This is a genomic window from Sphingobacterium puteale (assembly GCF_003627955.1).
GTDB lineage: Bacteria > Bacteroidota > Bacteroidia > Sphingobacteriales > Sphingobacteriaceae > Sphingobacterium > Sphingobacterium puteale.
Window position 1 is genome coordinate 331,855 of sequence record NZ_RBWS01000007.1, and the last position, 22,472, is coordinate 354,326.

Annotated in this window: 17 protein-coding genes and 1 other RNA gene; 10 read left to right on the forward strand and 8 right to left on the reverse strand. The window is 39.1% G+C overall.

All coding sequences use genetic code 11. The features are described 5' to 3' along the window. Positions 1–42: 42 nt before the first annotated feature. The 3 genes from D7322_RS10560 (at position 43) to D7322_RS10570 (ending at position 4,652) form a co-directional block, all read left to right on the forward strand. Positions 43–2,019: a DUF3857 domain-containing protein gene (locus D7322_RS10560; protein ID WP_121123969.1), complete on the forward strand. Its 1,977-nt coding sequence runs from the start codon at positions 43–45 to the stop codon at positions 2,017–2,019. Beyond that, positions 2,016–3,917: a DUF3857 domain-containing protein gene (locus tag D7322_RS10565; protein ID WP_121123971.1), complete on the forward strand. Its 1,902-nt coding sequence runs from the start codon at positions 2,016–2,018 to the stop codon at positions 3,915–3,917. The genes D7322_RS10560 and D7322_RS10565 overlap by 4 nt, the downstream gene beginning before the upstream one ends. A gap of 75 nt (positions 3,918–3,992) precedes the next feature. Continuing rightward, complete coding sequence (locus D7322_RS10570) at positions 3,993–4,652, forward strand: HAD family hydrolase (RefSeq protein WP_121123973.1); 660 nt, start codon at positions 3,993–3,995, stop codon at positions 4,650–4,652. Positions 4,653–4,788: 136 nt separating this feature from the next. On the opposite strand, the gene D7322_RS10575 is transcribed toward D7322_RS10570, so the two are convergent. Beyond that, positions 4,789–6,180: a sigma-54-dependent transcriptional regulator gene (locus D7322_RS10575; protein ID WP_121123975.1), complete on the reverse strand. Its 1,392-nt coding sequence runs from the start codon at positions 6,178–6,180 to the stop codon at positions 4,789–4,791. 65 nt (positions 6,181–6,245) lie between these two features. Further along, an RNA gene (gene rnpB / locus D7322_RS10580) (RNase P RNA component class A) lies at positions 6,246–6,623 on the reverse strand. A gap of 157 nt (positions 6,624–6,780) precedes the next feature. Here rnpB and D7322_RS10585 point away from each other — a divergent pair. Beyond that, positions 6,781–7,854, forward strand: coding sequence for a helix-turn-helix transcriptional regulator (locus D7322_RS10585; RefSeq protein WP_121123977.1), 1,074 nt, complete (start codon positions 6,781–6,783; stop codon positions 7,852–7,854). A gap of 89 nt (positions 7,855–7,943) precedes the next feature. Here D7322_RS10585 and D7322_RS10590 read toward each other — a convergent pair whose 3' ends face one another. From D7322_RS10590 to argS, 3 genes are read right to left on the reverse strand one after another with little or no spacing between them, the layout of a single operon-like run. Next, positions 7,944–9,137, reverse strand: coding sequence for a BaiN/RdsA family NAD(P)/FAD-dependent oxidoreductase (locus tag D7322_RS10590; protein ID WP_262707635.1), 1,194 nt, complete (start codon positions 9,135–9,137; stop codon positions 7,944–7,946). 9 nt (positions 9,138–9,146) lie between these two features. Further along, entirely contained in the window at positions 9,147–10,223 is a 1,077-nt protein-coding gene (locus tag D7322_RS10595) for an oxidoreductase (protein ID WP_121123979.1), read from the reverse strand. A 4-nt stretch (positions 10,224–10,227) separates the two neighbouring features. Then, positions 10,228–12,012, reverse strand: coding sequence for an arginine--tRNA ligase (gene argS / locus D7322_RS10600; protein ID WP_121123981.1), 1,785 nt, complete (start codon positions 12,010–12,012; stop codon positions 10,228–10,230). Between the two features lie 108 nt (positions 12,013–12,120). On the opposite strand from argS, the gene D7322_RS10605 reads away from it, so the two are divergent. Continuing rightward, positions 12,121–13,512 (forward strand): type III PLP-dependent enzyme domain-containing protein, encoded by a 1,392-nt coding sequence (locus D7322_RS10605; RefSeq protein ID WP_121123983.1) that lies wholly within the window; start codon positions 12,121–12,123, stop codon positions 13,510–13,512. 511 nt (positions 13,513–14,023) lie between these two features. Here the strand turns inward: D7322_RS10605 and D7322_RS10610 are convergent. Further along, positions 14,024–14,530 (reverse strand): thioredoxin family protein, encoded by a 507-nt coding sequence (locus D7322_RS10610; protein ID WP_121123985.1) that lies wholly within the window; start codon positions 14,528–14,530, stop codon positions 14,024–14,026. Between the two features lie 369 nt (positions 14,531–14,899). On the opposite strand from D7322_RS10610, the gene D7322_RS10615 reads away from it, so the two are divergent. From D7322_RS10615 to D7322_RS10625, 3 genes are read left to right on the forward strand one after another with little or no spacing between them, the layout of a single operon-like run. Further along, complete coding sequence (locus tag D7322_RS10615; RefSeq protein WP_121123987.1) at positions 14,900–16,477, forward strand: glycerol-3-phosphate dehydrogenase/oxidase; 1,578 nt, start codon at positions 14,900–14,902, stop codon at positions 16,475–16,477. A 27-nt stretch (positions 16,478–16,504) separates the two neighbouring features. Further along, positions 16,505–18,004: a glycerol kinase GlpK gene (glpK, locus tag D7322_RS10620; RefSeq protein WP_121123989.1), complete on the forward strand. Its 1,500-nt coding sequence runs from the start codon at positions 16,505–16,507 to the stop codon at positions 18,002–18,004. A gap of 9 nt (positions 18,005–18,013) precedes the next feature. After that, positions 18,014–18,748 (forward strand): MIP/aquaporin family protein, encoded by a 735-nt coding sequence (locus D7322_RS10625; protein ID WP_121123991.1) that lies wholly within the window; start codon positions 18,014–18,016, stop codon positions 18,746–18,748. A 49-nt stretch (positions 18,749–18,797) separates the two neighbouring features. Here D7322_RS10625 and D7322_RS10630 read toward each other — a convergent pair whose 3' ends face one another. Continuing rightward, positions 18,798–19,757: a GNAT family N-acetyltransferase gene (locus D7322_RS10630; RefSeq protein ID WP_121123993.1), complete on the reverse strand. Its 960-nt coding sequence runs from the start codon at positions 19,755–19,757 to the stop codon at positions 18,798–18,800. A 5-nt stretch (positions 19,758–19,762) separates the two neighbouring features. Continuing rightward, a complete protein-coding gene (locus D7322_RS10635) occupies positions 19,763–20,596 on the reverse strand; it encodes a 1-acyl-sn-glycerol-3-phosphate acyltransferase (RefSeq protein WP_121123995.1) in 834 nt (277 codons plus the stop codon). Between the two features lie 245 nt (positions 20,597–20,841). Here D7322_RS10635 and D7322_RS10640 point away from each other — a divergent pair, with 245 nt between their 5' ends. Then, positions 20,842–21,504: a CBS domain-containing protein gene (locus tag D7322_RS10640; protein ID WP_121123996.1), complete on the forward strand. Its 663-nt coding sequence runs from the start codon at positions 20,842–20,844 to the stop codon at positions 21,502–21,504. Positions 21,505–21,554: 50 nt separating this feature from the next. Beyond that, entirely contained in the window at positions 21,555–22,439 is an 885-nt protein-coding gene (locus tag D7322_RS10645; protein WP_121123998.1) for an NAD kinase, read from the forward strand. The last annotated feature ends 33 nt before the right edge of the window (positions 22,440–22,472 follow it).

Here is a 22,472-nt window from a genome sequence, read left to right on the forward strand (position 1 = left end):
TGGACAAAAACTTATATTCGTAAACAAATTACGACTTAAGTTATGCGCCATTTTTTAACGATATTTTTAATATTTTATTTTTGTCCAAATATTCTCGGTCAAAATTTCGATTTTGGCAGAATCTCAATTTCGGATTTTTCGTCTACGCCACTCGACAGTAATGCCAATGCTATTGTCTTAAAGGAATTTGGACAAAGCGCAGTCTTCGTCGACGACTATGACCACCGGGTAAAATTAATGCATGAGTACCATGTGCTTATTCGTATAAATAACAAAGAGGGATTTAAAAAAGCCAATTTCGAAATACCATCCTACAAAAGAGGCAGTTATATACGTGACCATCTGGACGAATTAAAGGCTGTTACCTACAATTTGGAAAATGGGCAGATCAATCGGACAGAACTTGAGAATAAAAAGGTTTTTAAAGAAAATTACTCGACTTACCTTGATCTGAATAAATTTACGCTTCCCAATATTAAAGAAGGATCCATCATAGAAGTTTCTTATCGAACACTCGAACAGGATCTATTTAATTTTAAGACATGGGTATTCCAGGATGATATCCCAAAATTACACAGCCAATATATCGCTATTATACCAGCATCTTTTACTTATAATGTCGTATTGCGTGGTCCATATAAACTGGATGACCAAAAAAAAGGAGAAGTTTTGAAAGAATATCTCTTTTTGGATGGAATAAGAATGGATTGTTCAAAGCTCACCTATACGATGTCCAATATTCCAGCTTTTATTGAAGAAGACTTTATGACTTCCCCCAAAAATTTTAAATCTGCCATATATTATGAACTCGAATCTATATTCTATCCCAGTACCGGTGTTAAAAAAACCTTTAGTAAGACATGGAAAGATGTTGACACAGAGTTAATGAATGAGAAAACCTTTGGTGGACAATTAAAGAAAGCCGATCTCTTCAAAACTACGTTGTCAACACTTTTATCTCCAAATGATTCAAAATTGGTAAAGGCCAACAAAATCTACGACTATATCAAGAAACAGATAAAATGGAATAACTATCTCGGAAAATATGCTGAAAGCGGAATCGAAAAAGCTTTGGAAAAAAGAACCGGCAATATTGGTGATATCAATTTAGCGCTGGTCGCTGCCTTACAAGCTGCGGATTTAGACGCTTATCCAATTATTCTATCGACTAGACGAAATGGCACCCCCAATTCGCTATTCCCTGTATTATCAGATTTTGACTATGTTATCGCCTGCGTTGACATCGACGGGACAAAATATAAACTGGATGCATCGAACACTTATCTTCCCTTTGGTTCATTGCCACTACAATGTCTCAATGAACGCGGCAGAATCATATACTCCAAAAAGAGTTCAGACTGGTTTCCATTAGCTTCCGAAGAGATATCCGAACAATACTATACCTTGATAGGCGTACTAAACGACCAAGGCCAGATTAAAGGAACACTTACCATAAGCAGTCAAGGCAATAAAGCGCTTTTGAAAAGACAACATATCGCCAAATTCAACTCCCTCGAAGAATATTGGGAGAAACTGGATGAAGAGATGCCCAACGTCAGTCTCACGAATGCTAAAATCGAACATCTCAACGAGGTTGATCAGGTATTAAACGAGACATTTGATATTACACTAGAAGTCAATAAGCAAGAAGGAAGTACGATCTTATCGCTTGCTCCTAACGTCATCGATCGCATATCCTATAATCCTTTCAAAATTCAGGACCGTACTTATCCGGTAGATATGGGATTTAAGTCTAAGCTTCAATATACTATCCAACTGGAAATCCCGGAACAATATGACGTAACTGATAAACCACAAAACGTATCTTTGGCCCTTCCTGAAGCCGCTGCGCGATATAAATATATGACACAGCGAAATGAAAATAAACTGGAAGTTCTGGGAAGTCTGAGTTTTAACAAGCCCATATTCACGGTAGATGAGTATTTTTCCTTAAAAGAGCTTTATTCACGTGTTATACAACAGCAAAAATTAGATATTAGATTAACCACAAAAAAATGAAAACGCTAATTGCCAATTTAGTCTATTTCCTCCTTCCAATTGCCGCTATTGGACAAGATAACTATGATATCGCCAACATTCCAAGTGCATTAAAAAGCCGGGCCGTAGCCACAATTAGAAATGACAAAACCGTGGTGGACGTAAAGTCCCCGGAGCAAGTTATTGAAACGGTCACGCGCGCCATTACCGTTTATAATAAAAATGGGGATTACTATGCTGCCCTGCCAATACATTATAACAAATCAAATGAGATCAAGAACATCAAAGGAGCGATTTATAATGAGATGGGGATATTACAGAAAAAAATAGCAAGTAAGGATTTTAAAGATCTTAGTGCTGTCGACAACAGTACGATGTTTGCGGATTCAAGGATGAAGCTCTATGTTCCTGATTACCACAGTTACCCTTATACAATTGAATACCAATACGAAGTAAAACATAAACAAAACTTGATTATTCCTTCATGGACTCCTGAAGTTTCGAACAATGTTTCCATTGAAAAAAGCAGTTATCAATTTATAACGCCAATTGGAACTGAATTCCGCATCGAATCAAAAAACTATAAAGGTGCTATTAAAGAGGAGAAAACCGACAAAACAGTCAGCAAAATCTGGAGTGCAGAACAAATTCCCGCTAAAAAAGAGGAGTCTTATAGTCCCAATCCCAATCTGAAAAGAACAAGTGTGTTGATCGTTCCTAAAAACTTTGTCTACTATGGAAAAGAAGGCAGCTTTAGCGACTGGAAAGAATACGGAGACTGGTTTACAACAAAATTATTGAGCAAAAAGGAAGATCTTACCGAAGCCTCAAAACAGAAATTCATATCACTTACAAAGAATGCTTCATCGGATCGGGAAAAAGCAAAAATTCTATATGATTATCTGCAAAAAAACACGAGATACATCAGCATTCAGATCGGAATAGGTGGACTTGAACCTTTTCCTGCGTCTGAGGTTGACCGTTTAGGATATGGTGACTGCAAAGCCCTGGTGAACTATATGAGAAGTATGTTATCGGCGGTAGATATACCTTCTTACTATTGTATGGTTGAGGCGGGTAAACGCAAAGAGAATTTCCACAAAACATTTGCAAACGTACAGGATGGCAATCATGCAATCCTGTGCGTCCCTTTCAAAAATGATACGACATGGCTGGAATGTACCAGTCAGAACCTTCCTTTTGGATTCCTCAGCAATTTTACGGATGACAGGGACGTCATTGCCTGTACGGAGAATGGCGGGGTGATTATGCATACGCCAAAATATAGTAATTCAACCAATCTCCAGCTTCGCAATGCCGACCTGATACTCACTGATGACGGCAGTATAAAAGGTGCTTTAAACACGAAGTTTTATGGCACGCAATATGAAAATCATATGGAGATACTTTTAGCGAACAACAATGAGAAAACCAAATTATTGGCTGAATATTATAACATCGACAATATCAATTTCGACCAAGTAAAATACGCCGAGCACAAACAGGATAAACCATTTATTGAAGAAAACCTAACGATTTTCATTAAAAATTATGCTGTGAAAAATGGTAATAAAATGCTGATCCAGCCCAATATCTTCAATACACAATCCAGCATTTCCGAGAATAAAAATCGTACAGAGGATATTTTTATAGAACGTGGGTTTATTGACATTGACAGCATTAGTATCACCCTCCCGGACAACATCGTAAAAAATATAACACCTGAACAGAAGATCATCGAAAAACCATTTGGTAAATATGAATTTAAATCGGAAATAAAAGGAAATAAACTATTAACCTATCGAAAATTGGAGCTCTTCGAAGGGAATTATCCAGCAAGTAACTACGAAGATTTCTTCCAGTTTCATAGAGAAGTAAGCAGTTCGGATAAAGGTCGTTATAATCTAGGCATATTGTAAAAGTATCCTAAAATATTTACTGGAATATGAAAGTAGTCAAACAATCAAATAAAGCAATTATTGTATATTAGCCAAATGACAGAATACGCGGCAATTTTTGACATGGATGGGGTTATAAGTCACACAAATCCCTTTCATGCAGAAGCTTTCAGAGCTTTTTTTAAAAATCATAATGTACAGCAGGCTACTGAAGAAGAATTTGAACAGCATATGTATGGCAAACACAACAGCTATATCATGCAGCATTTTTTTAAAAGACCAATATCTCCTGAAGAATTGCGTACGCTTGAATTTGAAAAAGAACAGCTCTTTAGAGTGATCTACAAAGAACATGTGGCTCCTATTAAAGGTTTAATAGAATTTTTAAGAGAGTTAAAAGACAGAGGATTTAAACTTGCAGTAGCAACATCTGCACCGAAGGAAAATATGGATCTGATCTTGGATGAGTTAAAGATCCGGGATCTTTTCTCATCCACATTAAGCAGCGAAGATGTGAAACTTCATAAACCACATCCCGAAGTTTACTTGAAATCAGCTGAAAATCTTGGTATGCCGGTTGAAAAATGTATTGTATTTGAAGATTCCTTTTCAGGTATTACAGCGGCTAAGAATGCAGGGATGAAGGTTGTTGCTGTGTTATCAACGCATAAACAAGAAGAGCTTCCTGTAAGCGATACTTATGTCAGAAACTATACTGAAATTTCAGTAGCAAATGTGAAAGCATTACTCCAATAGAAAAATCTTGATTAGACAGCTTATTAAATCATGTTAAGATTATTTGAGCAATACAGCTACTTAACCATGATTTTTAAAGTAAGTTACATCGCTAAATTAATATAAAATCAGGGCTGTCAGAAGCCCTGATTTTATATTAATCTCTTTTGAGACCAAATTTCTCAATTTTACTATAGAGATGGCTACGCTGTATATCGAGGTCATCCGCAGTCTTGGACACATTCCAATTATTCTTTTCCAATTTATATTTTATAAATTCTTTTTCGGCATGATCCTTATAATCCTGGAACGAATCAAACGAATCCATATCCAATCCATAATTTACTGTCCCTTTTTCATAGGCTACTCCACCTACTGGCTCACGTGTAGGATTAGCGAATGCTACAACATCTTTATCAGTAATTGATTTATCACTCAAAATAATTAGACGCTCGATCATATTACGCAATTCACGAATATTTCCTGTCCAGGGGAGATGGCTCAATTCTTTCATTGCAGCATTCGTTATTTCCTTCACAGGAATACCGTACTCCATACATATTTCTTCACAAAAGTTGGTGGAAAGCAAAGGAATATCATCAACGCGATCAATTAATGACGGCACATGGATTAAAATTACCGAAAGACGGTGATACAAGTCCATTCTAAAATTACCTTCTTCAATTTCTTTTAGCAAATCTTTGTTGGTTGCAGCTACAACTCGTACGTTAACATCAATTTCCTTATCTCCCCCCACTCTGGTAATTTTATGTTCCTGTAAAGCCCGCAATACCTTAGCTTGGGCAGAGAGGCTCATATCCCCTATCTCGTCTAAAAACAATGTTCCACCACTGGCCTGTTCGAACTTACCTATCCGTTGCTTAATCGCCGAAGTAAAGGAACCTTTTTCATGCCCGAACAATTCGGATTCAATCAGTTCCGAAGGAATCGCAGCACAGTTTACCTCAATCAATGGTGCCTGTGAACGATTTGATTTTTCATGAAGCCAACGGGCTACAAGCTCCTTACCCGAGCCATTTGCCCCTGTAATCAATACTCTTGCCTCCGTTGGAGCAACACGATCTATTGTTTCTTTGATCCGTTTAATTGCTCCGGATTCACCCAATATATCTTTTGTCTTTGAACTGCTGACTTTACGTTTTAATACCTTGGTTTCGGTGACAAGTGAACTTTTATCCAATGCATTTCGAACTGTAATAAGCAATCGGTTTAGATCCAATGGTTTTTCAAGAAAATCAAAAGCACCCTTTTTTGCCGCCTCAACTGCTGTTTCAATCGTTCCATGACCGGAAATCATAATAAAAGGGATGTCTGGGCTGGTCTGATGGGCTTCGGACAGCACTTCCATTCCGTCCATATTATTCATTTTGATGTCACACAGCACCAAGTTGATCTTTTCTTTTTTTAAAATATCTAATCCATCCCGACCATTGTCAACGTCTAAAATCGTATAATCTTCATATTCCAAGATATCACGCAGAGAACTTCTGATGGCGCGCTCATCGTCAATGATTAAAATTGTACTCATAAATTCAGCATTATGCTATTTTCAATTACAGAAATCAATATAAGGTTTTTTTAGCAATTAGCGAAAAAGAAGCAAACCTTGTAAGCCGGGTTCTGTAGACCACCGAAGTGGAATTTCTATCATTTATCTAGATTTGCCATCGCTGACAAACTCAATCAACCTACCCATTACGAATTCCAATAAATTGAAAGAAGACGAGCAGCCTTCAGATTTCGTAACCTATTTGGTCTTTCAACACACGAGGTTTACCGTAATATATGTTACCATATAAGACCGTAAGCTCTTACCTTACGTTTTCACCCTTACTCCGAAAAGCGGTATATTTTCTGTGGCACTTTCTGTCTGCTATTTTGATAGCATCCTTCCCGTTAGGAAGCGTGTCGCTCTATGTTGCCCGGACTTTCCTCTCCTCCCGAAAGAGCAGCGATAGAACCAGTTTGCTTCTGCGCAAAAGTAGCTATTTTACTTGGATAAACAGCGAATTTCCTTAAAAATTCAATATGCGCCTTTAACGCGTTGAAGACAGTTAAAATTTACGCAGTCCCTTTGCGTAGATAATATAAAGTTTGTATTTTCATCTAAACTTCCATCAGTAAACATATGGCATTAAATAAACTCGCACTTATCCGTTACAAAACAATAGACAACTGTCTGCGTCTAAGACACCGTAAATGGACTTTAGAAGACTTAATGGAAAAGGTTTCTGATGCACTTTATGAATTTGAAGGAATCAAAAACGGTATAAGCAAACGAACTATTCAGGGCGATATACAGTTGATGAGAAGCAATAAATTGGGATATAATGCCCCAATTATTGTCACACATCGCAAATTTTACACTTACGAAGACCCAAAATACAGTATCAGCAACTCTCCTATTTCTGTTGGAGATATGCAAAAGATGAAGGAAGCTGTAGAGGTTTTAAAACATGTAAGCGGTTTTTCAAGCTTCGACGAAATGAGTGATATAGTCGCGCGCCTTGAGGATAGTATACACACTAAAAAAGACAATCAACCCGCCATTATCCAAATGGAGAGTAACAATCTTTTGAAAGGACTATCATTTATTAGTCCTCTCCATCAGGCCATTCGTGAAAAAACACCACTTCTCATCAATTACCAGTCTTTCAAAGCAACGCAACGGCAGGACCTGGTTTTCTCACCCTATCTCTTAAAAGAGTACCGCAACCGATGGTTTCTGATTGGTCATCATAAAAAAAGCGAGGGTTTGATGACACTTGCGTTGGACCGAATTAATACGATTGAGGAAATGGGCAAAAATTCATACATCGCCTATACAGGAATAGATTTTGAACGATACTTTTCCGATACCATAGGAGTTACTAAAACACAAAAAGATCGTGGCCAACGTGTGATACTAGAGATCAACGCCAAAAATGCGCCTTATGTAGAAACCAAACCTATACACTCCTCTCAGCAGATTTTAGACAAAAAGGAGGACGGATCAGTCTTAATCCGTATAGATGTTGTCCTGAATTTTGAATTGGAGCGGGAAATTTTAGGATTTGGCGAAGCGATCAAAGTATTGACTCCGCGCAATTTACAAAACCGGATAAGACAACGTCTAACTGCGGCAGCTCAATTATATCTAGATCGGTCGGAAAAGCCAACTGATAACGCACAGAGTCAGCACACTTCTAATCGTCTTTCCTAAAAATCTGGATTTAGCGGTATTGAGCGATGATCGCTCCTTAGTTCAACTTCAAGACATTTTCCCGGTAAGCCAGCTATTTATCTTGGACGCTAAATAGCTTTCGCAATCACATAACCACTTGCCCAGGCCCATTGAAAATTATAGCCACCAAGCCAGCCTGTAACATCAACAGTCTCACCTCCAAAATAAAGACCGGGTATTTTCTTGGATTCTAATGTCTTGCCGCGCAATTCCTCGGTGGAAACGCCACCACGCATCACCTCGGCCTTATCATATCCCTTATCACCTGCAGGTTTGACCTTAAAACGATGAACCGTATCGACAATCAACTTAGCGTCAGCTTTGCTCAGGGATGCTATTTTGATATCCAATGCAAGGAATTTGCCGAGCGCATCCACCAACTTCCGACTAAAATAGTCATTCAGCAGTTGTGAAACAAGCCTCTTTCCACCGACTTGGCGCTCTTGTTTGATAAGATTATCTAAATTAAAATTAGGCAGCAGATCAAGAATAATTTCTTGCCCCGGCCGCCAATAACTTGATATCTGAAGAATTGCCGGACCACTTAATCCCCAGTGCGTAAACAGAATATTCTCTTCAAAAGACATTCCGGCAGCAGATACTTTGGAGAACACTGAGTTCCCGGACAACGAGCTATACCAAGCTGCATCTTTTCCCGTGATTGTCAAAGGCACCAATGCAGGAGCCGTAGCGGCAAGCTCCAAGCCAAACTGTTTTGCAACACGTAATCCAAAATCAGATGCGCCCAGCTTCTGAACCGGAAGCCCCCCTGAAGCAATCACCAGCTTTTTAGCTTTATACTGATGCTCTCCTTTCGGACTTTCTACATGAACCGTAAATCCGTCAGCATTCTTTTCCACCGATTTCACGAGCGTACTGAGCGCTATATCCTGTTCAGTTTCATAAAGAATTTTCGAAAATACCGCAACGATATCTCTCGCTTTATTCGTTGCTGGAAACAATTGCCCTAAAGTCTTTTCTTGCCCTTTAATACCATATGCTTCAAAAAAATCAATGGTATCTTCGACGGTCCATTGCTTAAATATGCCGTGCAAAAAATCCGGGTTTTCAGAGATAAAATTGGCAATTGTAGCTCCGGTATTTGTGTAATTACATCTTCCGCCGCCTGAAATCAGGATCTTGGCTCCCACTTTATCATTGCGTTCCAACAGCAATGTTTTCTTTCCCAACAGTCCAGCTTGTGCAGCACACATTAAACCACAGGCACCACCGCCAATGATAATCGCATCGTATGTATTCACAGTCTTATATTAATAAGCAATCAATTGATCTTCCGTTGAAATGACCCGTCTTTCCGATTGACTCCGGTAACCAAGTTCGATGATACGAATCACATCCCGAGCCTGCTCCGGCGAAGCTATTAAGGTGGCTTGACCTAAAATAGTATTCGCAACATTTTGATAAAAATCAGGATAAGAACCTTTTTCTGACACAATAATTTCTTCCACATCTTTACCTTCTTCAATAATGTTCAGTTTACCATAGATACTGGGCTGTTCTTCTCCCCAATTGGGGTCTTCATCAGGAAACTTACCGTCCCGCAATAATGCTTCTTGGGGATCAACACCAATTTTTACAAAATTTCCGTTCATACCAAAGAGGCGATATCGTGGAGTGGGTTCTTTCGCAAGCATTGATCCTTTGAGCGAAACTCTCAAATTATCGTAGTACAAAATACAGTCAAAATTATCAATGGTCTTTGCGTGATCCCGTTGTATCGCAAGGTCTGCAAATACGGCATTCGGCTTCCCAAATAATTGCAAAGCCTGGTCGATAAGATGCGGACCTAAATCGTAAAATATACCTGATCCGGGCAGATTCTCTTCACGCCATGCATTGGGTCTCAAATAATTCCGAAAACGGTCAAATCTTGATTCCAGATTTACGATCCGTCCCAATCGGCCACCTTTTATAATTTTCTCTACCGTTCGATAATCCGAAGTAAATCTCAGATTATGGTAGGGAGCAAGCACCAAATTCTTTTCTCTGGCGAGCGCCATCAACTCATCTGCCTGTTCTACGGTATTTGTAAACGGTTTTTCAACAACGACATGTTTCCCAGCCTCCAAAGCACGTTTTGCCATTGGATAATGCATATCGTTAGATGTAGCAACCACGACCAGTTCAATGGTTTCATCGGCAAAAATTTCATCAGCGGACAGTGCAATTTCCACTTGCGGAAAGCGCTCTTTCAATAGCGCCTGTTGCTCAGCCTTGCGCGCGGTAACCTTTACAAGTTCCAGTGCCGCGACAGAACGCATAACAGGAGCATGAAAAACCTGCCCTGAAATACCAAAGCCTATAAGGCCAACACGAATCTTCCTCATATCGTTACATTCTTTCCGGCACACATATACCCAACAAGCCCATTCCTTTGGCGATAACTTTCGCTGCTGCCGCTGATAGATGTAATCTAAAATTCTTTACATCGTTGGCTTCGGCCTTTAATATACTCTCTTCGTGATAAAATTTATTATATAACTTGGCGACCTCGTAAACGTAATTGGCCAATTGCGCTGGACTAAATTCCTGTGCGGATGCCTCAATGGTTTCGGGGAAGGCACCCAACTGCTGAATCAAATCACGCTCATAAGATGAAATAGATGGAAGTACTGATACCGGACTATTTGCATCAAATTCAGCCTTACTCAAAACAGACTTGATGCGCGCATGTGTATATTGGATAAAAGGCCCGGTATGCCCCTGAAAATCTACCGATTCGTTTGGATCAAACAATAGACGTTTCTTTGGGTCTACTTTTAACAAGAAGTATTTCAACGCCCCCATCCCAATGGTGTTATAAAGTGTAGCCTTGGCATCTTCAGCCAGACCTTCGGTTTTCCCAAGTTCTTCCGTACGTTCCTGTGCTGTTTTAAGCATTTCGGCCATTAAGTCGTCGGCATCCACAACCGTTCCCTCACGCGACTTCATTTTACCGGAAGGTAAATCAACCATGCCATAAGATAAATGGAACAAACCGTCGGCCCATGATTTCCCCAGTTTTTTGAGGATCAAAAACAAGACCTTGAAATGGTAATCCTGCTCATTACCGACAACGTAAATGGATTCACTCATTTTGAACTCATCATATTTAAGCTGAGCAGTACCCAAATCCTGTGTAATATAGACTGAAGTACCATCTCCACGGAGAACCAATTTTTGGTCTAATCCTTCCTCTGTCAGATCTATCCAGACCGAATTGTCTTCTTTCTTAAAGAAAACGCCTTTGTCCAGCCCCTCCTGAATAATATCTTTCCCCAAAAGATAGGTGTCGGATTCGTAATAATATTTATCAAAGTCTACACCCAGCTGTTTATAAGTTTTTTCAAAACCGGCATAGACCCAACTATTCATGGTTTTCCAAAGCCTGATTACCTCTTCGTCTCCTGCCTCCCATTTTTGAAGCATAGCCTGAGCCTCTTTCATCAAGGGCGCATTCTTTTTCGCCTCATCTTCTGATTGCCCCTCGGCTTTCAGTGCTTCAATTTCTTTCTTATACTCCTTATCGAAGATGACATAATATTTCCCAACAAGGTGATCGCCCTTCATTCCTGTAGATTCAGGCGTCTCTCCCGCACCGAATTTCTGCCAGGCCAACATGGATTTACAAATATGTATACCGCGATCATTCACTAAATTTGCTTTAATGACTTCGTAACCGTAAGCTTTCAGAATTTCAGCAACAGAATACCCTAATAAATTATTTCGTATATGCCCCAAATGCAATGGCTTATTTGTATTTGGTGAAGAATATTCGACCATCAATTTCTTTCCGTTCGCAGGAAAGGTTCCAAAATCTTTGGCCACAATCGTTTCGTTCAACAAGGAAACCCAGTAGTCATCAGAAAGCACGATATTCAAAAAGCCTTTTATTACGTTGAAGCCTGAGATTTCAGGAATATGCTGCTGTAAATAGGCGCCGATTACTGCTCCAGTCTGTTCCGGAGAAGATTTTGAGAAGCGCGTTACGGGAAAAGTTACGATCGTAATCTGCCCTTCAAACTCCTTTCGAGTCGCTTGTAAAGCTATCTGATGTTCTAAAATATCTGCATTGTAAATCGCTTTAACAGCCTGTACTGTGACTTCAACAAGTCGCCTTTGAATAGAATTTGCCATTTAATGATTTTGTAAATTTTACAACTTCCTGATAGTGAACTGGAAATAAATAACATTCCTTATTTAGGTATTCACCATTAAAGTATATCTTTGCAAAAATAATAAAAAATGCAGAGCTATCAGGAATTTCTTGACTTAAGTGTTGGTTTTCCGCAGGACGGATTCGAAATCATCGACGACGAATTGTATTTCCACGATTTGAATTTAATGGAAATGATAGAAACGTACGGTACGCCGTTACGTTTTACCTATTTGCCTATCGTCAGCAAAAAAATTCAACAAGCGAAAATCCTTTTTCAGACCGCCATTCTGAAACACAACTATCGCGGATCTTACAAATACTGTTATTGTACTAAATCTTCCCATTTCAAGCATATTGTAGAAGAAGCTTTGAAAAATGATATCCACCTTGAAACTTCATCTGCGTTTGACATGCCGATGATCGATTCATTGGAAAGACAAGGTACCGTAACAAAAGACATTACAGTCATCTGTAATGGATTTAAAACCTATCAGTACAAACAGTATATTGTTGATATGATCCATGATGGTTATACAAACATTATTCCTGTCTTGGACAATAAGGAAGAATTCAATCTCTATGATGATGAGATTGAATTAGACGAACCATGTGCTTTGGGAATCCGGGTCGCTTCAGAGGAGCAGCCAGATTCTCAATTTTACACCTCCAGATTGGGCATTCGCCAAGAAGATGTCATCGATTTTTACAATAATAAGATTGTTGACAATCCAAATTTTAAGGTGAAGCTACTTCATTTTTTTATTAATTCGGGGATATCAGACACACCGTATTACTGGAATGAGTTGGAGAAATACGTCACTCTCTATTGTAAATTCAAAAAAGTAAATCCTGATTTAGACACTTTGGATATTGGTGGCGGCATGCCTTTTAAGGATTCATTGGTGCATGATTTCGATTATGAATATATGGTCAATGAAATTGTCAACAGGATCAAACAGATCTGCGCGCACCATGAAGTCATGGAACCGGATATCATTACTGAATTTGGCAAATATACAGTCGCTGAAGCGTCAGGAATTCTTTATAAAGTTTTGGGCCGTAAGCAACAAAATGATCGCGAACGTTGGTTTATGATTGACGGGTCTTTCATTACCAACTTACCGGACGTTTGGGCTTTAAACCAAAAATACATTTTATTACCAATCAACAATTGGGATTCGGAATATGAACGCGTGAACTTAGGTGGGATCACCTGTGATGGCCAGGATTATTATAATCAGGAAGCACACATGAACTCTGTATTTATGCCTAAAACACGTAAAGTACAATACCTAGGATTCTTCCACACCGGAGCCTATCAAGATGTATTGAGTGGATACGGTGGAATTCATCATTGTCTGCTTCCTTCACCTAAACATGTATTGGTACGAAGAAATAGAGATGAAACTTTCAATTACGAAGTCTTTGGGGAGGAACAAAATTCCAAACAGGTCATGAAGCTATTAGGCTATCAATAAGATATTCCGTTTGAAAAAAATGATGCTATAAATTTTAACGTATCTTTTTAGTAAGGAGATATGCAAATCAACGATAGTGGGAAAGGTCTCGATCTTAGGGTTGAGACTTTTTCTTTTAAGTAGCTCCCTACTTTTTCCGATCTTTTGCAATCTAATAACCTCCCCTATCAATCTACGAAACCGACAGCATGTAATCTCATAACAAGTCGATACTTAATAAGGACTTTATCCGGACTTAATGGGGACCTTATTCGGTCCTCGTCCGGATAAAACCGTATAAAGTACGTTTTAACTCGGTATAGTACCATGATCAAACCAGTATCAATAATTAAGTTCTTCTCTTAATGCATCTGATCTAATACACCGCTATGCAGCAAATCTAATACAGTACCATTCTTATACACCTTTGCCACATAACAAAGCAGCCCCATTATCCAGGAGCTTGCTTGTGGTGGATTTTTCGATATTTTTTAACGGATTTTCTTTTAAGAAATGTAGCAGTAGTTCGTTTTTATTTCGCTACCCAAGTATTAAAAAATTTCAATACTTTTTCTTCGTCATAGCTTTTGTCTTTTTCCATACTACCACTTTCCTGTATATGAAGTGTCTTTCCGTTTATATCCAATACGATAAAAAATGGATACCCTAACTTTCCACCCTCAGGTGCATACTTCTGGAAAACCGCCTCATTCTTGTTTTCTTTCGAATAATTTAGGTGATAATAGAGAAAACGACTTTTTAATAATTTGTCTATGCTGGCCGTTTTATGGATATAATCATTAAATCGCAGACACCATACACACCAATTCCCACCGGCCTGTATAATGACATTCTTCTTTTCCTTTTTGGCCAATTTCAATAAGCTATCAATATCTTTCTGTGCATCAGCCTCAGGATGATATGGCCTGGAAAATTCTGACTGAATCTTCGGGGCTTCCTGCGCAAAGGCAATTGAATGTGGCAATTGAATACCCATAACGACCCCCATTCCTAAAAACAACAATTTAATTCTTCTCATTATTCAACAAATTATTGATGATTTAAAATTACAAAATCATTTTTCCAAACCAAAACATAAGCCTATTATAATGGTTAAACATTATATCGCTCTTTTTTTTAAAAAAAGACAAGGGACATCCATAGGGCCATCGTGACAATGTTACCTTAATTATTTTAAAAATTTCCACAAAAAAAACGGCAGTAACGAACTATTTAAAACAATAAAAACATATATATCAAAACAAAACAAAAGAAAATAAAACATAAAATATTCTAAAATAATTTTAACAAATTCCTTTAGAATCTCGCAAATATACTATAACTTAGCACTAATCGACTAAAGCGATTCATACTAAGAGATATAAACTCAGACCAAAAACGAAACAAAATGAAACTAAAAGAATTCAAAAGGTCAAGATTAATAGAAAGAATAAAAGACACAAGTGAGTGGGATGTTATCGTGATAGGAGGTGGAGCTAGTGGCTTAGGTGTTGCACTGGACGCACTTAGTAGAGGATTCAAAACGATATTATTGGAACAAGTCGATTTTGCCAAAGGCACATCCAGCAAAGCAACAAAGCTTGTTCATGGCGGTGTACGTTACCTCGCCCAAGGAGATATCTCCCTGGTCAGAGAAGCACTTCATGAAAGGGGCTTACTACAGCAAAACGCACCTCATCTGGTTAAAAATCAATCTTTTATAATCCCAAACTACAGTTGGTTTGACGGCCCTTTCTACACCATTGGCATGAAAATATACGATTTCCTAGCGGGTAAACTAAGCCTAGGAAAATCCATACATATTAACAAGGAGGAAACACAACGAAGAATCAGCACAGTGCGGGCAAAGGGGCTCTATGGCGGCGTTGTCTATCAGGATGGTCAATTTGACGACTCAAGACTCGCGGTCAATGTTGCACAAACCTGCATTCAAATGGGTGGTGTAGCACTGAACTATATACGCGTAACCAATCTTACCAAAAATAATGCTGGCCAAGTAAATGGTGTTATTGCACAAGATACTGACACAGGAGAAGTTTTCACGATCCAAGGCAAAGCTGTCATCAATGCTACGGGAATTTTTGTCGATGATGTTCTAAAAATGGATAAACCCGAAGCAAAACAAATGGTGAGACCAAGTCAAGGTGTACATCTTGTTTTTGATAAATCCTTCCTCCCCGGTGACGATGCGATCATGATCCCTAAAACTGACGATGGCCGGGTGCTCTTTCTTGTTCCATGGCACAATCGGGTTATTGCAGGAACCACAGATACACCTATTGACGAACATAGTCTTGAACCTGTAGCGCTGGAACAAGAAATCGACTTCATCTTAACAACTGCCGGACGCTATCTCACCAAACAACCCACCCGTCAAGATGCACTTGCTGTATTTGCCGGTCTTCGGCCCCTCGCAGCTCCAACCGCGAATTCCAACAAAACCAAAGAAATTTCCCGAAGCCACAAAGTTATTGTCAGCGATTCAAAATTACTGACGCTAACTGGAGGAAAATGGACGACCTTTCGGAGAATGGGACAAGATACAGTCGATAAAGCAATTAAAATTGGCTGTTTACCCAAGAAGGAAAGCAACTCTGCGACACAAAAGATTTATAGCGCCATCCCTACAACCGACAGAAGCAACCACATGTATATTTATGGTGCTGACCAGGAAGCGATACATGCGCTCGCCCAAGAAAATCCCGTCTGGGGTGAAAAAATAGTGGATCATCTAGAATTTAAAAAAGCTGAAGTGGTGTGGGCTGTCCGCAATGAATTGGCACAAACAGTAGAAGACGTACTTTCACGTCGTGTGCGCATTCTATTTCTCGATGCCAAGGCAGCGATTGCCGCAGCTCCTGAAGTCGCTAAAATAATCGCTCAAGAATTAGGTAAAGACGAGAACTGGCAAAAAAATCAAATAGAAAATTTCGAGAAAGTTGCAAAAAATTATATCTTAAGCTAATACAAAAATAACCAGCAGTAATCAATTATGGAACAACAATACATATTGGCCATGGATCAGGGAACAACGAGCTCCAGAGCCATCATTTTTGATAAAGAAAGAAATATCGTTTCAATTGCTCAAAAAGAATTTACACAAATATTCCCAAAACCGGGATGGGTAGAACATGACCCACATGAAATCTGGTCGACGCAAGCCGGTGTCACTGCCGAAGCAACAACAAAGGCCGGACTGAATGGCAAAAACATCGCCGCCATCGGAATAACCAATCAACGGGAAACTATTGTTGTATGGGAAAAGGAAAGCGGCAAACCGGTCTACAATGCCATTGTATGGCAAGATAAACGTACTGCGGATTATTGTGATGAACTCCGTCAATCGGGCAAACATGAAATGATCCAGAAAAAAACGGGACTTATCCTAGATCCCTATTTTTCGGCAACGAAAATAAAATGGATTCTTGACCATGTCGATGGCGCAAGAGAAAAAGCCCAGAATGGTGAGCTGATCTGCGGCACAATTGATACTTGGCTGGTATGGAATCTTACACGTGGAGATGTTCACATTACCGATGTGACCAATGCTTCACGTACACTTCTATTCAATATCCATACCATGAACTGGGATGCCGAACTTCTTGAATTATTTGATATCCCCGCCTCCATGCTGCCTCAGGTGAAGGAAAGTAGCGAAATATATGGTGAGTCCAGAACAACAATCTTTGCACATAAAGTCAAAATCGCCGGAATTGCCGGAGATCAGCAAGCAGCACTTTTTGGTCAACAATGCATTGAAAAAGGCATGGTAAAAAACACCTATGGCACGGGATGCTTCATGTTAATGAATATTGGCAATAAACCAATTATGTCCAAAAACAACCTACTGACAACCGTAGCCTGGAAGATTAACGGAAAAACCGAATACGCCTTAGAAGGAAGTATATTTATAGGCGGCGCACTGGTTCAATGGCTACGGGATAATCTTAATATTATTTACAAATCCGCAGATATTGAACAGTTGGCACTCTCCGAAAAAGATAACGGTGGTGTAACCTTTATTCCCACTTTCGCGGGGCTGGGCGCCCCCTACTGGAACGCCAGGGCGCAAGGCACGATATTCGGACTAACACGGGCAACGACAAACGGGCATATTGCCAGAGCTTCGCTGGAAGCTATCTCACTCCAAACCAGTGATGTTTTAAAGGCCATGGAAGCTGACAGTGGAATACCGATCAAGGAACTTCGTGTGGATGGCGGAGCAACGGCAAATAATCTTCTGATGCAGATTCAGGCCAACGTACTGAACAGCAATGTCATTAGACCTAAAATCACCGAAACAACAGCTCTGGGAGCAGCTTATCTGGCAGGATTGGCGGTCGGCTTTTGGAAGGATGAACAAGAACTTTCAAAATTCTGGGCGCAAGACCGTCTTTTTGAACCCGAAAAAGAACAAGAAGAACAAACCCAGCAGATTATTAAGCAATGGACCAAAGGTGTGAAAGCATTGCAATTCTGGACAGAAAACTAACCAATACTTATGAACCATTATTTAGCAGAATTTATCGGTACCACACTCCTTCTACTTCTTGGTAATGGTGTTGTTGCGAATGTGATCTTAAAAGGAACAAAAGGAGAAAACAGCGGCTGGATCGTCATCACTACCGGATGGGCTTTAGCCGTATATATCGGAGTCGTATTCGCAGGCCCTTACACAGGTGCTCACTTAAACCCGGCAGTAACAATCGCCATGGCACTTCATAAAGCGCTTCCCTGGACAGAAGTGCCTGGCTATATTCTTGCCCAAATTGCGGGCGGTTTTTGTGGAGCATTGCTAACTTACATTATACACAAAGATCATTTTGATGCCACAGCCGACCCTACCACAAAACTAGGTGTTTTCGCTACGATCCCAAACATCCGAAATACCACGACGAATCTAGCGAGCGAAATCATCGGGACTTTCGTCTTAATTTTTGTCATCTTTTTTATCACCGGACAAGATGTGAGCATCAATGGAAAGACTGAACCTATTGGAATGGGATCTTTAGGTGCCATACCCGTTGCTTTTTTAGTTTGGGCTATTGGATTATCATTAGGCGGAACAACAGGCTACGCAATTAATCCTGCGAGGGATTTGGGCCCCCGTCTATTTCACGCAATCTGGCCAATTAAAGAAAAAAGAGACTCGGATTGGTCGTATGCATGGATTCCTATTATAGGACCTATCACCGGAGCGGTGTTAGCGTTTGTTGTTTATATTTTAATAAAATAAATAGAGTATAAAATAACAAAGGGATTCAATATTGAATCCCTTTGTTATTTTATACTCGTTTGGGTTTTCGGCGACCATATTCACGGTCCCGCTCAAAAGTATTCATGTGTCGTTCCTTTTTTACTGGATACACATCTTCAATAACAATCAATATCCCCTTCTCTTCTACTGTACCGAACTCATCATTTCGGGCAGTCCCAAAAGACTTCATCGTCGGAGATAAGTTCATGTAAGTATTGATTAAGGGTGGAATATTTTCACCTAATGCCCTGACATGACTATTTAATATTTTATACCCTTCCTTATAATCTAATCCGTCAAAAACACCCACAAAACGATCATAGTCATTTTTAATTTCAAGGTCAGGAAGCGGAACAACCAATTTATCGTGATCTGGAAAATAATAATCCATAAAGTAAAGCAGCATATCTCTCGCATCCTTATTATAATGCGGATACATCGTTACTTTTCCAAAAAGGTATTTAATTTCAGGGTTCAGCATAACCAAAGCGCCCAAACCGTCCCATAAATTGTCTAGCGAAAAAATCCCTTTTCTATTATCAATTGCCGGCTGATACCTAGGTTGCACGAACGATCGGCCCAGTTCAATTGTATACGGTAAATAATCTTTTGTAAACTGATCAGAAAACTGAAAATAATGAGCTGTAGATAAATTGGGAATACCATTTGACTTTCCTGCTTCGGCACATTTAATTACGCGATATCCCGCAACAACTTCTTCATCTTCAGGATTCCAAGCGATCAATTGATCATAACAGTCTTCGCATGTATCGTTTTCATCAATATCAATGGAAAGCCCTGTACCTCCTCCTGCGCCACGGAACGTCAACTCTCGTAACCGACCGATCTCACGCATCACATTTGGTGAGTTATGATAGTTGATTAAGTATATTTCGTTATTTCCATTGTTGGTATAGCGTAAGAAAACCTCCTTATTCAATTCGGCTTTCAATAATTCTCTATCAACTGGAGGTATAATTTCTTGCATAAATTCTATTTTTCTTGAGCTAATCCATAAACCCTTCTTTTCACTTCTTCAGCCCAAGTCTTTTCGTTTTTTGATTGATCAAACGCTGTATAAGGGATTCTCTTTCCTACTATAATGTTAACGGTATGCCCGCGCTGGGCAAACATTTCATCAGGTAAATATAACATTTCAATGTTTACCTTAAGACCTATTTTTTGTCTAAGTCTTGCAAAATTATAAAAAAACTTAGAGTTTTTGCCGTCAATCAGTACCGGAATGACATCTTTTTTATATTTTTTTGCTTTACTAATAAAACTTTTTTTCCATTCCAGGTCTTCAATACGCCCATCTTTCTGCTTTCTAGAAACTAGCCCGGCGGGAAACACAAGTAAGGCATCATCCGCACCGTAAGCTTCCTCAATTGCTGAAATGGCTTGTTTACCCTGACTCCCTAATTTATTCACCCCCACAAATAAAGGCCTCAAATTACCTATATTTAACAAGATATCATTGACCAAAAATTTCACGTCCCGGCGATGCTTTCCGATCGCATGCATAAACGCAATACCATCCAATCCACCCAGGGGATGGTTAGATGCAAAAATTACCGAATCAGACACCGGAATATTTTCTGCGCCATATAAGTTCACTTTTACCCCCAGATCATTGATTAACGCATCGACAAAGTCCAGTCCTTGCAAATCGGCAAAGCGAGTCATGATATCATTGATTTCATCCTCATGGATCGTTTTCTTCAGATAGTTCAGCAGGAAAGATGGAATCCATTTTGCTAGTCCAGCATTTTTTTTGTGAATAACTTTGCGTATATCAATAAATTTTTTATTCTCACTCGTAATCATCAATCTTATTTTTCTGACTAAAAATACCTACTTGCCCTATTTAAGCATATATCAAATTGCTGACAAAAATACTAACAGAATGCTAATAAAAGTACAATTTTAAACATTAAAATTGCACTTATTTGCAATAATGTGATTACTTACTTTTATTTTATCCGTTAAACTCAAAAAAGCCACCGTTTCCTGAAGGAATCTGATCTGTAAAAATTTCCCTTTCACATCATTTTTTTTTATTAAGTTTGGGTATGTTAATAGGACAATTTCTTTCAAACGCGGATTTCAGCATTCAAAAGGCTGATTCAATACAGCAGGCATTAGAAAAACTTCAGGACATGCTTTGTAAAGAATTGGTTGTTTTAAATGGAGATGAATATATTGGATTCGTCAACGAGTCGATTTTATTGGATGCCGACAATGAAGAAGCTCCTATTTCCGCCATTAAAATTAATACGGCGCCGATACAGCTTAAATTTAACCAACATCCTTATGATGGCCTGGTCATGATGACTGTATATAATAGTTCCTTGGTTCCTATTTTGGATCAGGATAACAAATATGTCGGTGTTTCTACACAATTAGATATTTTAAAAGCAATTTCATTGATCCAATCTCAAAATGAATCCGGAGCTATTATTGTACTATCAATTGGATTACATGACTTTTCATTATCTCAAATTGCACACCTGGTAGAGAGTGACAACTGTAGAATCCTCAATTGCGCTACAAAAATAAATCTCGAAAGCGACTCGATTGAAGTGACGTTAAAAGTAGATAAATCTAATATCAATGCATTGCTTAATTCATTCTTAAGACATAATTATATAATTATGGAGACACACAATACCGTTGCCGCATTCGATGACACAGCCGAACGGTATCAGCAGCTTATGAATTACATCAACATTTAATTATTTAAGATTAGTTTTTTTCTCATCTTTGCCCCATAAATTCAAAAAATATGAGAATTGCGATATATGGACGAGAGTTTCAACCCTCCGTTATAGCACATGTGAAGCACTTATTTAAATACCTCGTTATTAAAAACGTTGATATTTGGGTTTATGCCCCCTTTTATAAGTTCTTGACAACGCAGTTTGAATGTGATTTTAAATTCCCTACTTATCATACATACGAGGAAATTAAAAACAGTGCAGATCTTATGCTCAGTTTAGGCGGCGATGGAACGATGCTGTCCGCCGTATCACTCATTAGAGACGCTGGAATTCCCATTGCGGGAATTAATTTTGGACGTTTGGGCTTTTTGGCCTCCATTAATAAAAATGATTTCGAACATGCAATAGATGATATATTAAACAATCGTTACGATATCCAAAAACGTGTTCTTCTTTCCGTAGAGTCTGAACAGATCAATTTGTTTCAGGGCAATCATTATGCGCTTAATGATATTACGGTATTTCGTTATGATAGCTCTGCCATGATCACGGTCAACGCACGAATTAACGGTGAACTGCTCAATTCCTATTGGGCGGATGGCTTGATTATCGCCACCCCTACTGGTTCCACAGCCTATTCACTGAGCTGTGGAGGTCCGATCATTATGCCTGAAAGTGGAAATTTTGTCATTACACCGATTTCACCACATAACCTTAATGTCAGACCGATCGTTATTTCAAATCAATTCACGCTAGAACTTGAAATCGAGAGCCGAAGCAATCAATACATACTCAGCTGTGACTCAAAAAACGAGTCTATTGACACGTCGGTCAAACTGACGATCAAACAAGCCCCATTTACGATTAATCTAATTCGTCTTCCACACGAAAGCTTTTTTAGCACATTAAGAGAAAAGCTGCTCTGGGGTATCGATGTCAGAAACTATTAATCTTTATCATATTGTACTTCTGAATTTCCAATT

Excerpts from the sequence above, each read along its gene's own strand:
- D7322_RS10640 (WP_121123996.1), top strand. The coding sequence starts at position 20,842 with ATGTTAATAGGACAATTTCTTTCAAACGCGGATTTCAGCATTCAAAAG.
- D7322_RS10565 (WP_121123971.1), top strand. The coding sequence starts at position 2,016 with ATGAAAACGCTAATTGCCAATTTAGTCTATTTCCTCCTTCCAATTGCC.
- D7322_RS10610 (WP_121123985.1), bottom strand. The coding sequence starts at position 14,530 with ATGAGAAGAATTAAATTGTTGTTTTTAGGAATGGGGGTCGTTATGGGT.
- D7322_RS10575 (WP_121123975.1), bottom strand. The coding sequence starts at position 6,180 with ATGAGTACAATTTTAATCATTGACGATGAGCGCGCCATCAGAAGTTCT.
- D7322_RS10585 (WP_121123977.1), top strand. The coding sequence starts at position 6,781 with ATGGCATTAAATAAACTCGCACTTATCCGTTACAAAACAATAGACAAC.
- D7322_RS10605 (WP_121123983.1), top strand. The coding sequence starts at position 12,121 with ATGCAGAGCTATCAGGAATTTCTTGACTTAAGTGTTGGTTTTCCGCAG.
- glpK (WP_121123989.1), top strand. The coding sequence starts at position 16,505 with ATGGAACAACAATACATATTGGCCATGGATCAGGGAACAACGAGCTCC.
- D7322_RS10630 (WP_121123993.1), bottom strand. The coding sequence starts at position 19,757 with ATGCAAGAAATTATACCTCCAGTTGATAGAGAATTATTGAAAGCCGAA.
- D7322_RS10615 (WP_121123987.1), top strand. The coding sequence starts at position 14,900 with ATGAAACTAAAAGAATTCAAAAGGTCAAGATTAATAGAAAGAATAAAA.
- D7322_RS10645 (WP_121123998.1), top strand. The coding sequence starts at position 21,555 with ATGAGAATTGCGATATATGGACGAGAGTTTCAACCCTCCGTTATAGCA.
- D7322_RS10635 (WP_121123995.1), bottom strand. The coding sequence starts at position 20,596 with ATGATTACGAGTGAGAATAAAAAATTTATTGATATACGCAAAGTTATT.
- D7322_RS10570 (WP_121123973.1), top strand. The coding sequence starts at position 3,993 with ATGACAGAATACGCGGCAATTTTTGACATGGATGGGGTTATAAGTCAC.
- D7322_RS10560 (WP_121123969.1), top strand. The coding sequence starts at position 43 with ATGCGCCATTTTTTAACGATATTTTTAATATTTTATTTTTGTCCAAAT.
- argS (WP_121123981.1), bottom strand. The coding sequence starts at position 12,012 with ATGGCAAATTCTATTCAAAGGCGACTTGTTGAAGTCACAGTACAGGCT.
- D7322_RS10595 (WP_121123979.1), bottom strand. The coding sequence starts at position 10,223 with ATGAGGAAGATTCGTGTTGGCCTTATAGGCTTTGGTATTTCAGGGCAG.
- D7322_RS10625 (WP_121123991.1), top strand. The coding sequence starts at position 18,014 with ATGAACCATTATTTAGCAGAATTTATCGGTACCACACTCCTTCTACTT.